The organism is Stenotrophomonas sp. YJH_SMC_57 (assembly GCF_059369755.1).
Genome location: NZ_JCAFSZ010000004.1, coordinates 145,429 through 159,636 on the forward strand (window position 1 = coordinate 145,429; position 14,208 = coordinate 159,636).

General features: G+C 68.3%; 11 protein-coding genes. 9 read left to right on the forward strand and 2 right to left on the reverse strand.

Annotation, left to right across the window (positions count from 1 at the left end):
* Positions 1-464: 464 nt before the first annotated feature.
* Positions 465-1,079, forward strand: coding sequence for a DUF938 domain-containing protein (locus AC5P7U_RS06460; protein WP_197565074.1), 615 nt, complete (start codon positions 465-467; stop codon positions 1,077-1,079).
* Positions 1,080-1,163: 84 nt separating this feature from the next.
* Here AC5P7U_RS06460 and AC5P7U_RS06465 read toward each other — a convergent pair whose 3' ends face one another.
* A complete protein-coding gene (locus tag AC5P7U_RS06465) occupies positions 1,164-4,850 on the reverse strand; it encodes an indolepyruvate ferredoxin oxidoreductase family protein (protein ID WP_495220889.1) in 3,687 nt (1,228 codons plus the stop codon).
* A 171-nt stretch (positions 4,851-5,021) separates the two neighbouring features.
* Between AC5P7U_RS06465 and AC5P7U_RS06470 the strand changes: the two genes are divergently transcribed.
* Positions 5,022-5,657: a tetratricopeptide repeat protein gene (locus AC5P7U_RS06470; RefSeq protein ID WP_197565072.1), complete on the forward strand. Its 636-nt coding sequence runs from the start codon at positions 5,022-5,024 to the stop codon at positions 5,655-5,657.
* Positions 5,658-6,316: 659 nt separating this feature from the next.
* On the opposite strand, the gene AC5P7U_RS06475 is transcribed toward AC5P7U_RS06470, so the two are convergent.
* A complete protein-coding gene (locus AC5P7U_RS06475) occupies positions 6,317-7,801 on the reverse strand; it encodes an AAA family ATPase (RefSeq protein ID WP_040006739.1) in 1,485 nt (494 codons plus the stop codon).
* A 123-nt stretch (positions 7,802-7,924) separates the two neighbouring features.
* Here AC5P7U_RS06475 and AC5P7U_RS06480 point away from each other — a divergent pair, with 123 nt between their 5' ends.
* The 7 genes from AC5P7U_RS06480 (at position 7,925) to AC5P7U_RS06510 (ending at position 14,152) form a co-directional block, all read left to right on the forward strand.
* Positions 7,925-8,554 (forward strand): nucleotide-binding protein, encoded by a 630-nt coding sequence (locus AC5P7U_RS06480; protein WP_308309083.1) that lies wholly within the window; start codon positions 7,925-7,927, stop codon positions 8,552-8,554.
* Between the two features lie 49 nt (positions 8,555-8,603).
* Positions 8,604-9,080, forward strand: coding sequence for a SixA phosphatase family protein (locus tag AC5P7U_RS06485; RefSeq protein ID WP_004153518.1), 477 nt, complete (start codon positions 8,604-8,606; stop codon positions 9,078-9,080).
* A gap of 4 nt (positions 9,081-9,084) precedes the next feature.
* Positions 9,085-9,702 carry a YceI family protein gene (locus AC5P7U_RS06490; RefSeq protein WP_004153519.1) on the forward strand — a complete coding sequence of 206 codons (618 nt, stop codon included), beginning with the start codon at positions 9,085-9,087 and terminating at the stop codon, positions 9,700-9,702.
* On the forward strand, positions 9,699-11,753 hold the full coding sequence (locus AC5P7U_RS06495) for a phospholipase D family protein (RefSeq protein ID WP_004153520.1): 2,055 nt from the start codon (positions 9,699-9,701) through the stop codon (positions 11,751-11,753). Before AC5P7U_RS06490 ends, AC5P7U_RS06495 begins: the two co-directional genes overlap by 4 nt.
* A gap of 10 nt (positions 11,754-11,763) precedes the next feature.
* Positions 11,764-12,198, forward strand: coding sequence for a hotdog fold thioesterase (locus AC5P7U_RS06500; RefSeq protein WP_004153521.1), 435 nt, complete (start codon positions 11,764-11,766; stop codon positions 12,196-12,198).
* A gap of 120 nt (positions 12,199-12,318) precedes the next feature.
* Positions 12,319-13,110: a 1-acyl-sn-glycerol-3-phosphate acyltransferase gene (locus AC5P7U_RS06505; RefSeq protein WP_197563707.1), complete on the forward strand. Its 792-nt coding sequence runs from the start codon at positions 12,319-12,321 to the stop codon at positions 13,108-13,110.
* Positions 13,111-13,117: 7 nt separating this feature from the next.
* Entirely contained in the window at positions 13,118-14,152 is a 1,035-nt protein-coding gene (locus AC5P7U_RS06510; protein WP_197563706.1) for a YheT family hydrolase, read from the forward strand.
* Positions 14,153-14,208 lie beyond the last annotated feature (56 nt).

A 14,208-nucleotide genomic window follows, 5' to 3' on the forward strand; every position in this document is an offset into this window, starting at 1 on the left:
CTGGCATTCCGAGGGGTGGCGGGGCGGTGTCGGAGTGCGGGGACGCCGCAAGTACGTCCGTGTAGGCTTGGCAGCCGCATCCATGCGGCTGACACCCCGCACTCCGACACCGCCCCGCCTCTGACAGATTCCCTGTGCTGTTGGTAGGTGTCGACCTTGGTCGACACATCTGTCAGATATCGAAATGAATCGAATGAGATCTGACAGATCTCCGGAAATTGTCGAAGGCGGGATGGGTCCGGTTGCGGGGGTGTCCGCGGCATGGATGCCGCGGCCAAGCCCCCAAGGACGGGTTTACGGCGTCCCCCGCAACCGGACCCATCCCGCCATCCCACAGGAAGCCCGCTTCTGCCTTTGCTGTTGCTCCCGCTCCGGCTCTGGCTCTGAGCGGGTGCAGGGCGCAGCCCTGCTCAGTAATCCCCCCTCGTGCACAATGGAGCCGACCCCGCCTGGACACCGTCCTGATGTCGAGCAAGCCGTATTCAGAAGCCTGCGAGCGCAACCGCGAACCGATCGCCACCGCACTCGACCCGTGGATGGGCGACCGCCACCGGCTGCTGGAAATCGGCAGTGGCACCGGCCAGCACGCAGCCTTCTTTGCCGAGCGCTGGCCGTGGCTGCGCTGGCAGCCCAGTGATCATCCCGACCACCTGCCTGGCATCGAGGCGTGGCGCGCCGAAGCGGCCTTGCTGAACCTGTTGCCGCCGCTGGCGCTGCAGGTGGAACTGCCGCCGGCACCCGGCCTCAGCCTGCCGCAGGGCAGCACGTTCGACGCCGCATTCAGCGCCAACACGCTGCACATCATGGGCTGGGAACACGTGCAGGCGCTGTTCGCCGCGCTGCCGCCGGTGCTGCGCCATGGCGCGCTGCTGGCGGTGTACGGCCCATTCAACTATGGCGGCCGCTACACCAGTGACAGCAATGCGCAGTTCGATGCCTGGCTGAAGGCGCGTGATCCGCGCAGCGGCATCCGCGATAGTGAAGCGGTGCAGGCGCTGGCCGAGGACAACGGCTTCACCCGCCTGCGCGACGTGGCGATGCCGGCCAACAACCGCCTGCTGCTGTGGCGGCTGGGGTAAACCGGCGGTAGTGCCGGCCGCTGGCCGGCAACCGGTTGCCTGGATGGATGCCGGCCAGCGGCCGGCACTACCTGTTTCGCGACGTTACGCCACCTGCACGATGTGCAGCGCCTTCGGATTGCGCCACTGCGCCAGCAGGGCAACCTCACGCGCCTTGGCCTGCGCGAAGTGCGCTTCCTTGACGTGGCCGTAGCCGCGGATGTGCTCGGGAATGCTGGCGATTTCCACCGCCAGGGCCAGGCGGCCGTCTTCCAGGCCGTCCAGCAGCACCTGCACGGTCGCCTCGTAGTCACCGATCAGCTTGCGCTCCATGCGGCGCTCTTCAGTGCGCCCGAACACATCGAAGCGGCCGCCACGCAGGAACTTCAGCTTCGCCAGCAGGCCGAACGCCTTGAACATCCACGGGCCGTATTCCTTCTTCAGCAACCGGCCGTGCTCGTCCTTCCTGGCGAACAGCGGCGGCGCGAGGTGGAAGCGCAGCTGGTAATCGCCCTCGAACTGCTGCTGCAGGCGGCGCTGGAAGTCGCCACTGGTGTACAGGCGGGCCACTTCGTATTCGTCCTTGTAGGCCATCAGCTTGAACAGGTAACGGGCCACCGTCTCGGTCAGCGCGGTGGAGCCGCCGATGCGCTCGGCTTCGGCGGCGCGCACGCGCGACACCAGATCGCGATAGCGGTTGGCATAGGCGGCATCCTGGTACTCGACCAGGAACGCGGCGCGGCGCTCGATCATCTCATCCAGTGAGCGCGACAGGCGGGCGTCGTCCAGCGGCAGGAACGCCACATCGCCACCGTGCGAGGGCAGGCCACGCAGTTCACGTTCGTCGCCGGTGTTGCGTGGCGCGGCGGTGGCACCCCATTCGTTACCCTCCCACTCGCCCGGCGGCAGCGGATGCAGCGGGCCCGGGGTCGATTCGGTATCGGTGTGGCGGTTGCGCACCAGGCCGGCCGCCTGCTGCACGGCCTGCGGGTCGACCACGGCCAGGCGGCCCCAGGCGAACGCCTGCTGGTTCATTGCCACGGCGGCGCCGTTGAGTTCGATGGCACGCATCAGCGAGTCGAACGACAGCGGTACCAGGCCCTGCTGCCACGCATAGCCGAGGATGAACAGGTTGGCGGCGATGGCATCGCCCAGCAGCGCGGTGGCCAGCTGGGTGGCATCGAGCAGCAGCGGTTCCTGGCCGCCCAGCGCCACGCGCACGCCGGCAATGATGTCGGCGGCGGGGAACTGCATGTCCGGGCGGGTGGTGAAGGTGCCCGGCATCGCCTCGTAGGTGTTCAGCACCACCTGCGAACGGCCGGCGCGCACCTTCGACAGCGCCCAGTAGTCGTTCACCACCACCATGTCGCAGCCCAGAACCAGGTCGGCCTCGCCGGCGGCGATGCGCACGGCGTGGATGTCGTCGGGCCGGCGAGCGATGCGGATGTGCGTGGTCACCGCGCCACCCTTCTGCGCCAGGCCGGTCTGGTCGAGCACGGTCGCGCCCTTGCCTTCCAGGTGGCCGGCCATGCCCAGCAGGGCGCCGATGGTCACCACGCCGGTACCGCCGACGCCGGTGATCAGGATGTTCCAGGGCTGTTCCAGCGTACCGCGCACCACCGGCGCCGGCAGGTTGTCCAGCAGGGTGGAGGCATCGCGCTTGCTGCCCTTGCGCGGCTGGCCACCGTGCACGGTGACGAAGCTCGGGCAGAAGCCGTTCACGCACGAATAGTCCTTGTTGCAGTTGGACTGGTCGATCTCGCGCTTGCGCCCGAATTCGGTTTCCTTCGGCAGCACCGACACGCAGAAGCTCTTCTTGCCACAGTCGCCGCAGCCTTCGCAGACCAGCGAATTGATCATCACCCGCTTCTGCGGGTCTTCCAGCTTGCCGCGCTTGCGGCGGCGGCGCTTCTCGGTGGCGCAGGTCTGCTCATAGATCAGGATGGAAACACCCTTCACTTCGCGCAGGCGCTTCTGCACGGCATCCAGTTCGCTGCGGTCATGGAACTCGACATCGCTGGGGAAGTGCTCGCGCTGGCCGGTCCACTTGCCGATGTTGTCCGACAGCACCACGATGGTGTGGATGCCCTCGGCGCGCATCTGCCTTGCGATGTCCGGCACGCTCAGCGGGCCGTCCACCGGCTGGCCGCCGGTCATCGCCACCGCATCGTTGTAGAGGATCTTGTAGGTGATGTTGACGCCGGCCGCCACCGCCTGGCGGATCGCCAGCGAACCACTGTGGAAATAGGTGCCATCGCCCAGGTTCTGGAACACGTGCGGCGTATCGGTGAACGGCGCCTGCCCGGCCCAGGTCACGCCTTCACCGCCCATGTGGGTGAAGGTGTCGGTGCTGCGGTCCATCCAGGTCACCATGTAATGGCAACCGATGCCGGCCAGCGCACGCGAACCTTCCGGCACCTGGGTGGAGGTGTTGTGCGGGCAGCCCGAGCAGTAGTGCGGCACGCGCGGGAAGCTGGCGCGCGGTAGCGCAAGCTCGGCTTCCTTCTCCTGCATCCAGTGCAGGCGCTGCTCGATCGAGTCGTTGTTGAAGAACTTCTGGATGCGGCGGCCGATCACGCCGGCGATGGTGGCCGGGGTCAGTTCGCCGGTGGACGGCAGGATCCATTCACCGCTCTCGTCGTACTTGCCGACGATGGACGGGCGCTGGCCCCAGCTGGCCGGCCAGTTGAAGAACTGTTCCTTCATCTGGCGCTCGATGAAGGCCCGCTTCTCCTCCACCACGATGATGTCTTCCAGGCCCTGCGCGAAGCGGGCAATGCCCTCCGGCTCCAGCGGCCAGGTCATGCCGACCTTGTACACGCGGATGCCGATGTCGGCGCAGGCCACTTCGTCCAGGCCCAGGTATTCCAGCGCCTGCAGCACATCCAGGTAGCTCTTGCCGGTGGTGACGATGCCCAGCCGCGCGCGCGGCGCATCCATCACCACCTTGTCGATGCCGTTGGCGCGGGCAAAGGCCTGCGCGGCCTTCACCGCATAGCGGTGCAGGCGCATTTCCTGGTCCAGCGGCGGGTCCGGCCAGCGGATGTTGAGGCCCCCGCTGGGCATGTCGAAGTCTTCGGGCAGCACGATGCGGCGGGCCAGCGGATCGACCTCGACCGAGGCCGACGATTCCACCGTTTCGGCGATGGTCTTGAAGCCGACCCAGCGGCCGGTATAGCGGCTCATCGCCCAGCCCAGCAGGCCCATGTCGAGGATGTCCTGCACGCCGGCCGGGTTCAGCACCGGCATCATCGCGCTGACGAATTCGTCCTCGCTGCCATGCGGCAGGGTCGAGCTGCGGCAGGCATGGTCATCGGCAGCCAGCGCCAGCACGCCGCCGTATCGCGAAGTGCCGGCGGCATTGGCATGCTTGAACACGTCGCCACAGCGGTCCACGCCGGGGCCCTTGCCGTACCACATGCCGAACACGCCCTGCACGTTGGCGCCCGGGAACAGGTTGGTCTGCTGCGTGCCCCACACCATGGTGGCGCCCAGGTCCTCGTTGAGGCCCGGGGTGAACTTCACCTTGGCCGCGTCCAGGTGCTGGCGCGCGCGCCACAGCTCCAGGTCGAAGCCACCCAGCGGGCTGCCGCGGTAGCCACTGACGAAGCCGGCGCTGTCGATGCCTTCGGCGGCATCGCGCAGGCGCTGCATCAGCGGCAACCGCACCAGGGCCTGCACGCCACTCAGGTAGATCCGCCCCTCGTTGCGGGTGTACTTGTGGTCGAGCGTGTAGTCACGGTCGATCAGGTCGGCGGAAGAAGGCGAAGTGAGTTGCGCGGTACTGGTCATGGCTGGCCCGGTAGGATCGGCTGGCACCGGCCGCGTGCGGGCACGCGGCGGGAAAGGCGCGGATTGTAGCAGCGCCCCCGTAATGCCCCCGGCACTCGCGCCCGCGCCGCTGCTGGGGTTAGGATCGGACAGAGAGAGAGGGAGGCTGCGATTGCAGCCTGGGGAGAAGGGATGTCAGTTCCAGGAAAGATCCTGGCCAGCATGCTGCTGGCCTCGGGAGCGGCCACAGCGTGGGCGGCGCCGGCGTTGCCGGCCCCTCAGGAGTTCTACTTCGACAGCGATCCGGCCGCTGCGCCGATGGTGGCGGTGCAGGGCGAGGGCGATGAGCTGGTCGCCCAGCTGCTCAAGCTGCGTGAACGTGGCAGGCGTGCCGTTGAAGCCACGGTGCAGCTGGCGATGGTGGCCGGTGCACAGGGCCGTGGCGAGCTGGCCGAGCAGTTGTATGGCGAGGCCATGAAAGAGGCGCCGGCCCAGAGCAGCAGTGGCCGCAGCGTGCGTTGGAACTACGGCTGGGACCTGCTTCGCCAGGGCAAGCCGGAGGCGGCCCTGGAACAGTGGCTGGCCTCGGCGGGCAATGCGCGCACGAAGCCCAGCTGGGTGCCGCCGACCTATGCGCTGGCGCTGTGGCGGTTGGGGCAGAAGCAGGAGGCGGTGCAGTGGTACGCGGCCGCGGTGCGGACCGAGCCGTCGCAGTGGAGCAGCACGGCGCAGTTTGCGCAGTTGCTGCCGCACTGGCGCGAGGATGAGCGCGCGTCGCTGGCCGAGGTGCAGCAGGCGTGGGTGGCCGCGCCGCCGGCCTGGCCCTGAGGAAGGGGTTCGGCCGGGTTGCACCCGGCACCCGCAGAGGCAACGGCCAAAGCCCAAGCAACAGCAACAGCAACAGCGGCCTTCCCGTGGGATGGCGGGGCACTGTGGGTTTGCGGGGACGCCGTAAACCCATCCATGGGGGCTTGGTCGCCGCATCCATGCGGCTCACACCCCGCAAACCCACAGTGCCCCGCCTTCGACAGATTCTCGCAGCTGTGGGTAGGTGTCGACCTTGGTCGACACGGTATCCACGCCATGCGTGGATGAATCTGCATCGGAATCGATTATTCGATATCTGATCGAAATGCAGCCGAGCGTGGGCTCGGCTCTACAAGAGGCGGCCAGCCAACCGGCTTTGCTTTTGACCTTCTTTTTTCTTTTCCGTGGCGGACGCACTCGGAAATTGTCAGAGGACGGGCGGGGTGGGTTCGCGGGGGTGTCCGCGGCATGGATGCCGCGGCCAAGCCCCCAGGGGTGAGGGCGCTTTGCCTGCGAAGCACTGCTTCGCGAGCGCCCGAACGCACAGCCGCCAGCGGCTGGGCCGGGCCCCGGAGGGGGTTCACGGCGTCCCCCGCGAACCCACCCCGCCCGGCCAGGCGCGGCTTTTGATGTTCACGGCCAACCCGCCACGAGGGGCTGCGCCGTTCGCGGGAAACCCCTCAGTCGTCCGCGGAAACCGTCCGCCCCGACGCCCATGCGCGCAGTGCCTCCACCTGTTCGGCCATCAGCACCGACAGCGGCCGCGTGGCGCGGATCTCGGTCATCAGCAGCTCGGTATCCAGCGGCCGGCTTTCCGCATGCGCTGCATACAGGCCGGCCACGATCGCCTGTTCGATCTCGGCACCGGAAAAACCGTTCGCCGCCGCGGCCAGCGCCGGCAGTGCGAAGTCATCGGCGTTGAGCTGGCGCCGGCCCAGGTGCAGTCGCAGCAGTTCCACACGGACATCCGGGGTGGGCAGGTCGACGAAGAAGATTTCGTCGAAACGGCCCTTGCGCAGCAGTTCGGCCGGCAGCTCGTGCACCTGGTTGGCGGTGGCGACGATGAACACCGGCGCCTTGCGCTCGGCCATCCAGGTCAGCAGGTAGCCAAGCACGCGGCGCGACACGCCGCCGTCCTCGCCACCGGTTGCCAGCCCCTTCTCGATCTCGTCCATCCACAGCACGCACGGTGCCAGCTGTTCGGCCGAGGCCAGCGCCTGGCGCAGGTTGGCCTCGGTCTCGCCGTGGTATTTGTTGTACAGCGCGCCCACGTCCAGGCGCAGCAGCGGCACGCCGAAACCGGCGGCGGTGGCCTTGGCCAGCATCGACTTGCCGCAGCCCTGCACGCCCAGCAGCAGCATGCCGCGCGGCGGGTCCAGCCCGGCCGGTGCCGAGCCGGCGATGAACGCCACCCGCCGCTGGTTGATCCAGCGCTTGAGCCGGTTGGCCCCGGCCACGTCGCCGAAGCGCGCGCTGTCATGCTCGAAGAACAGGTGCCCGCTGCGGTTGAGCAGCTCGAACTTCAGCCGTGCCAGCTGCGGCAGGTCGTCGTCGCGCAGCGCGCCGTCGGCGTAGATCAGCTGGCGCGCGATGCGCCGGGCATCCACCAGGCTCAGGCCCTGCAGGTTCTTCAGGATCTTCTTCACCGCCTCGCTGTCGACTTCCACGCGGCGTCCGCCGTGCTCGCGTGCATAGGCGTCGGCCTCCTCGCGCAGCATCTTCAACAGCGCATTGGCATCGGGCAGGCGCGGGTTGAAGCGCACCGCCAGCGCTTCCAGCTCGGCCGGCAGTTCCACCTTCGCACCGATCAGCACCAGGACGTGCGGCTCGCTGTGGCGGCGCTGGATCAGGTCGCGCAGCGCGCGCTGGTGGCTGGCATAGCCCAGGTAGGGGTGGAAATCGAGCAGCAGGTAGACCCCGCGCTGGTCCGCCTGGCGGATCATCTGCAGGGCTGCGCTGGCATCGGGGGGGCCGACCGGCGGGTCTTCGCTGTCCAAGTCGATGCGGCGCAGGCCCTCGGTGATCGACCAGCGGTGCAGCGCCCGCCACACGTGCATCAGCGTCTGCCGGAACAGCTCGACGATGCGGCCCTCGTCCTGGGTCTCGATCACGATCAGGGGGGTGTTGGCGCGGATCAGTGCGCTCAGGTCCTGCAGCTCGCTCATGCCGGTTCGATCCTTCGGGGGCGCCACGATAGCAAAGGCAAGCGGCACAGGTTCAGCGCGGCGCTACCTCCCGTCACCACCGCCGGTGTACGCTCGGGGCACGTACCCGGAAGCGAGGCTGGCATGAAGACGATCCTGGTGGCCGGTTCCAAGGGCGGGGTGGGCAAGACCACCATCGCCACCCACCTGGCCGCGTACGCGGCATTGCAGGGCAAGGCCACGGTGATCGCCGATGCCGACCCGCAGGGCTCCAGCACCCGCTGGGCACAACGGCGTGCCGGGCTGGAAAGCGCGGTGCTCCCCATCGATGTGCATCGGAAGAAGCAGTGGGCGCAGAAGCTGCCCGACGGCACCGAAACCGTCATCATCGATGCGCCGGCGGGTGCATTGGCCGACGATATCCCCCATTTCCTTGACGCTGCCGACGCGGTGGTGGTGCCGGTGCTGCCTTCGGCGCTGGACATCGAAGCCATCGTCGGTTTCCTCAACAGCCTGGCCCAGAGCCCGCGGGTGCACAGCCGCAAGCTGCCGGTCGGGCTGGTCCTGAACCGTACCAAGCCCTGGACCCAGACTTCGCAGCAGGCCCTGCAGATGCTGGCCGAATGGCCCTACCCGGTGGTCGCGCAGCTGCGTGACAGCCAGAGCTATGTGGTCATGACCGGCCTCGGCCGCAGCCTGTTCGACTACCGGTCGGCCCAGGTGCGTGAACACCAGGCCGATTGGGAGCCCCTGCTGTCCTGGCTGAAGCTTTGATATCGGCGTCACTTTTCCTGCTGCATCCTCTTCTTCATGGAAACCCGCGATGCGTGAACTGATCCTGCTGCGCCATGCCCATGCCGAACCGGCCACCCCCGGCCAGGCCGACCTCGACCGGCCGCTGTCGCCGGTGGGGCTGGCCGAAGCCGAAGCCGCCGGCAAGTGGCTGAAAGAAAACAACCTGCTGCCGGACTGCGTGTTGTGCTCGCCGTCGCGACGTACCCGCGAGACCCTGGAAGCGGTGATGACGGCCATCGGCTATGTCGAAAAGCGCCTGGAAGACCGTATCTACGAAGCCACTCCAGGTACCCTGGCGGCGCTGGTGGACGAGCGTCGTGACCTGGACCGGGTGTTGATCGTCGGCCACAACCCGGGCCTGGAGCAGCTGGTGGCCCTGATGACCGACGGCAGCAGCAGCGACTATCGCGGCATGCCGCCGGCCGGCATCGCCGTGCTCGGCTTCCCGCGCGAGGCCGCGATCGAACCGGGTGTGGCCAGCCTGAACGCGTTCTGGTGGCCGTGATCCGATGAGCCTGGCGCGGCGCGGCCGCTTGCTGCTGCCCGCGCTGCTGGCACTGGGCCCGGCCTGGGCCGTGGTGCCGCCGCCAACCCCGTTGCCGCCGGTGGCGGCCGAAGCCCCGCGCATGCTGCGCCTGGATACCGCGCGTTCGCAGATCGGCTTCGAGGTGCGCACCCGGTTCGGGCAACGCATCGAAGGCGTGTTCCCGCACTTCGAGGGCCGCATCGAGATCCTTTCCGATGGCCGGCACCAGGTGCACCTGAAGATGTTCACGCGCTCGGTCGAGATCCCGGGCAAGGCGCGCTATACCGGCTGGATGCGGGGCGAGGAATTCTTCGATGCCGGCCGTCATCCAGTGGTCGAGTTCGACTCGCTGCCGTACTGGCCGGAAACCGTGGAAAACGGCGGCGACATTGATGGCCGCCTGACCCTGCGCGGGATCAGCCACCCGGAGAAACTGAAGGTCGAGAAGGCGGAGTGCGCCCGACCCGGCTATGATTGCGACGTCGTCAGCCGCGGTACCGTGCAGCGAGGCCGGTATGGCATGGACAGCTGGCAGCTTGCCTTGAGTGACCGAGTGACCTTCGTATTGCGTGCGCGCCTGAGCGAGGCGCCGAAACCGTGAACCTTCTGCTGCGTGTACTGGCGCTGGCAACCGTGTTGCTGGGCAGCGGTTGTGCATCGCTCTCGCATGCCGAGCGCGACCGTGCCGAAGCGATCGCCGTGCAGGCGCGCTCGGCCGTGGTCGATTGCCAGCGTGCCGACCGCTGCGCTCAGGACTCGCCGCTGCGGGCGCTGGCCGGCCGCGCGTTCACCGAATCCACCCCGGAACGGCCGCGTCACTACGCGACCCTGCTGGATGAAGGCGAAGGTGCCCTGGTGGCGCGCCTGAACCTGCTGCGCAGCGCCACCCGCAGCATCGACCTGCAGACCTACATCTTCGACAAGGACGACAGCGCCCGGCTGGTCATCGACGAGCTGCTGGCCGCATCGCGCCGCGGGGTGAAGGTGCGGGTGCTGATCGACCAGCTCTCGGCGATCTCCGACCTGCAGATCCTCGGCGCGTTGTCCGGTGCGCACCAGAACTTCCAGCTGCGGGTCTACAACCCGACGTTTGGCAAGGCCCGGCTGAACTACTTCGACTACGCCGGCAGCGTGCTGTGCTGCTTCCGCCGCTTCAACCAGCGCATGCACAACAAGCTGCTGGTGATCGACGATGCGATCGGCGTGGTCGGCGGCCGCAATTACCAGGACGACTATTACGACTGGGACCGCGAGTACAACTTCCGTGACCGCGACGTGCTGATCGCCGGCCCGGAAGCACGTGCGATGGCGGCCAACTTCGATGCGTTCTGGCGCGCCCACCGCAGTGTGCCGGCCGAACGCCTGAACGACGTCGGCCGCACCCTGCTGCGCGAGGGAGTGCCGACCCTGCCGCCGGCCACCTTCCGCCGCCCGGAACGGGTGCAGCGGGTCAGCGCCGAGGCCAACGACAACGAGTTCGTCACCCGTTCCTTCGTCGATACCGCGCTGCCGGTGGCCTCGGTGCGCTACGTGGCCGACCTGCCGCGCAAGCACCGCCGCGAGCAGCCCGACGCGCCGCTGGCCGGCCAGCACGTGACCGAACCGCAGCTGGATGCACTGATTGCCAGCGCGCAGAAGGAAGTGATCCTGCAGACGCCCTACCTGGTGCTGTCCAAGCCGGCGCAGAAACTGTTCCGCGAGCTGCGCAAGCGCCCGCAGCCCCCGCGCGTGGTGGTGTCCAGCAACAGCCTGGCCGCCACCGACAACCCGATCGTGTATGCGCTGTCGTACAAGTACAAGCGGCGCAACATGCGCGAACTGGGCTTCAACATCTTCGAATACAAGCCGTTCCCGCTGGATGCACCGGTCGACTACCGCAACCTGCTGCCCGACCCGATCACCGCACCCGACGGCGAGGACGAGGGCGGGCGCAATCCGTTGCTCGGCGGCAGTGCCGCCGGCAGCAATGCCGGAGGGGGCAGCACCGGGCGCACGCTACCGGCCAGCAAGCAGCAGGCCGTGGTGAACCACCCGCGCACCGGCAGCGCCTACCAGAATGCGCGGGAACGCCGCCGCGCCGCTGGCAGCGAGGTGGAGACGCGCCTGCTGCGTACCGAGACGCGGCCGTCGTTCCTCGGCAGCAAGGCGGTCAACAAGCCGCTGCCGGTCACCCGCAAGGGCGCGCGCATGGGCCTGCATGCGAAGTCGCTGGTGGTCGACCGCCGCATCGGGGTGGTCGGCACCCACAACTTCGATCCGCGCAGCGAGAACTACAACACCGAAGGCGCGGTGATCATCGATGACCCGGTGTTTGCCGAGCAGCTGGCCCAGAGCATCCTGCGCGATACCCATCCGCAGAACTCCTGGACGGTGGCGCCACGGGCCAAGCCGCCGGTGCTGTCGGGCCTGAACTACAGCGTCGGCAAGGCGTCCGAAGCGCTGCCGATCCTCGATTTCTGGCCCTGGCGCTATGCCACCGACTACGAATTCAAGCCCGGCCCGGAGTGCCCGCAGCCGCTGCCGCGGCAGGACCCGGCCTTCCACACCTGCTACGTCGCCGTCGGCGACTTCCCCGAAGTCAACGTCGGCCCCAAGTGGCTGCTGGTGCGCATGCTGACCGCATTCGGCGCCGGCCTCGTTCCCATCCTCTGAAGGTACCCGCATGGCCCAGGTATTCCGCGAAGCCGTTTCCATCGAGCAGCTCAACGCGCTCAGCCGCAGCACGGCGATTGAATCCCTGGGCATCGTCTTCAGTGCGGCCGGCGAGGACTGGCTGCAGGCCACCATGCCGGTGGATGAACGCACCCGCCAGCCCTACGGCATCCTGCACGGCGGCGCCTCGGTGGTGCTGGCCGAGACCCTGGGCAGCAGCGCCGGCAACCTGTGCGTGGAGACCGGCAAGCAGATCTGCGTGGGCCTGGAGATCAACGCCAACCACGTGCGTGCGGTCCGCTCGGGCACGGTCACCGGCACCGCCCGCGCGCTGCACGTGGGCCGCAGCACCCAGCTGTGGGAGATCCGCATCGAGGACGAGCAGGGCCGCCTGGTATGCATCTCGCGGCTGACCCTGGCGGTGGTGGCCGCCGGCCACGGCTGAGCCCCTGGCAGGCGCGTTGACGGCGGCGGAACCCAGCGTTCCCCGCCGATTGCCCCGGTCGATCGGTGTTATGGCCTAAATCGGCTGGCAGCGATGACGGCCCTCCGGTATCGTGCGCGGATGACTTCCCCCACTCCGGCCCCCCGTGGCGGCGTGGCGCGTGTGTGCCGTTACCTGTACCGCGTACCGCTGCTGTTGGTCCACATCATCGTGTTCCTGCCGCTCATCCTGATCGGCATGCTGCCGCCGTGGGGCGAACTGCGCGTGGGCGACGCCACCTTCGGCGCCAAGGTGGTCAACTGGTGGCAGGGCGGGCTGATGTGGATCTTCGGCTTCCGCCTGGCGCAGATCGGCCAGCCGCTGCCCGGCGCGGTGCTGTTCGTCGCCAACCACGTCAGCTGGGTCGACATCTGCATCCTGCACAGCCAGCGCATGATGGGCTTCGTCGCCAAGCGCGAGATCGCCAGCTGGCCGCTGGTCGGTTGGCTGGCCGCGCGTGGCCAGACCATTTTCCACCAGCGCGGCAATACCGAATCGCTCGGTGGGGTGATGCAGGTGATGGCCGACCGCCTGCGCGAAGGCAAGGCGGTGGGCGTGTTCCCGGAAGGACGCACCCGCGGCGGCCACGAAGTGGGGCCGTTCCATGCCCGCATCTTCCAGGCCGCGGTCGAGACCGGCGTACCGGTGCAGCCGGTGGCACTGGTGTACGGCGTGAAGGGCGACGCACAGACCATCGTCGCGTTCGGCCCCGGCGAGAGCTTCTTCGCCAATTTCCTGCGCCTGCTCGGTGAGCCGGCGCGACGTGCGGAAGTGCACTTCCTGGCACCGATCGGTGCGCAGGACCTGGAAGGCCGTCGGCGCATCGCGGAAACCTCGCGCGCGCGCATCGTGGCGGCCATGAGCGCGGGGTGAGCGCACGGTGGCCCTGATCCCGCCACCTGTACTGGACGCCGGCACGCCGACGCTGCATGCGGCTGACTACCAGCCGCCTCGCTGGCTGCGCAACCCGCATCTGCAGTCGATGCTCAGCTCCAGCCGCATGCGCCTGCAGCGCGGCCTGCTGTTGCTCGCGGCCACGGGTGCGGTCAGCGAGGAACTGATCCTCGATGGTGGCGATGGCGTGCGCCTGCAGGGCTGGCACAGCCATGTCGAAGGCCGCGAACCCAAAGGCATGGCGTTGCTGCTGCACGGCTGGGAAGGCAGTGCCGAATCCAGCTACATGCGCATGGCCGCCGCGCGCATGCTGGAACAGGGCTTCGACGTGGTGCGGCTGAACTTCCGCGACCACGGCAACACCCATCATCTCAACCGCGGCATCTTCCACTCCAACCTGATCGACGAAGTGGTGCATGCCGCGGGCGATATCGCCCAGCGCTGGCCGCAGCTGCCGCTGGTGGCGGCCGGCTACTCGCTGGGTGGCAACTTCGTGCTGCGCCTGGCCCTGCGCGCGCCGGCCGCCGGCGTGCCGCTGCAGCGCGTGGCCTCGGTCTGCCCGGTGCTGGACCCGGCACTGACCATGGAAAGCATCGAGAACGGCCCGGCGATGTACGACTGGTACTTCCGCCGCAAGTGGGCCGGTTCGCTGCGCCGCAAGCGCGACCTGTTCCCCGAGCTGAGCGACTGCGACGACCGCGTGCTGAAGCTGGACATCCGCGCACTGACTGCCTGGCTGGTCGAGCGCCACACCAGCTTCGGCTCGCTGCAGGCGTACTTCGACGGCTATTCGATTGCCGGCGACCGCCTGTCCACGCTGCAGGTGCCGGCCGACATCCTGATGGCACGGGATGACCCGGTCATTCCGTATACGACCTTCAACAACTGGCAGCTGCCGCGCCAGGCGCACCTGGAAACCGCCTGCTGGGGCGGCCACTGCGGCTTCATCGAGAACTGGCGGGGCGATGGCTTCTCCGAGCGCTGGGTTGCGCAACGCCTGCAGCGGGTCCTGCAGGCCTGAACCGGCAGCGGCACGCAGCCCGCTACAATGCCGGTTTGCACTTGAAGCGGACTGCC

Excerpts from the sequence above, each read along its gene's own strand:
- AC5P7U_RS06465 (WP_495220889.1), bottom strand. The coding sequence starts at position 4,850 with ATGACCAGTACCGCGCAACTCACTTCGCCTTCTTCCGCCGACCTGATC.
- AC5P7U_RS06475 (WP_040006739.1), bottom strand. The coding sequence starts at position 7,801 with ATGAGCGAGCTGCAGGACCTGAGCGCACTGATCCGCGCCAACACCCCC.
- AC5P7U_RS06480 (WP_308309083.1), top strand. The coding sequence starts at position 7,925 with ATGAAGACGATCCTGGTGGCCGGTTCCAAGGGCGGGGTGGGCAAGACC.
- AC5P7U_RS06485 (WP_004153518.1), top strand. The coding sequence starts at position 8,604 with ATGCGTGAACTGATCCTGCTGCGCCATGCCCATGCCGAACCGGCCACC.
- AC5P7U_RS06470 (WP_197565072.1), top strand. The coding sequence starts at position 5,022 with ATGTCAGTTCCAGGAAAGATCCTGGCCAGCATGCTGCTGGCCTCGGGA.
- AC5P7U_RS06500 (WP_004153521.1), top strand. The coding sequence starts at position 11,764 with ATGGCCCAGGTATTCCGCGAAGCCGTTTCCATCGAGCAGCTCAACGCG.
- AC5P7U_RS06460 (WP_197565074.1), top strand. The coding sequence starts at position 465 with ATGTCGAGCAAGCCGTATTCAGAAGCCTGCGAGCGCAACCGCGAACCG.
- AC5P7U_RS06490 (WP_004153519.1), top strand. The coding sequence starts at position 9,085 with ATGAGCCTGGCGCGGCGCGGCCGCTTGCTGCTGCCCGCGCTGCTGGCA.
- AC5P7U_RS06505 (WP_197563707.1), top strand. The coding sequence starts at position 12,319 with ATGACTTCCCCCACTCCGGCCCCCCGTGGCGGCGTGGCGCGTGTGTGC.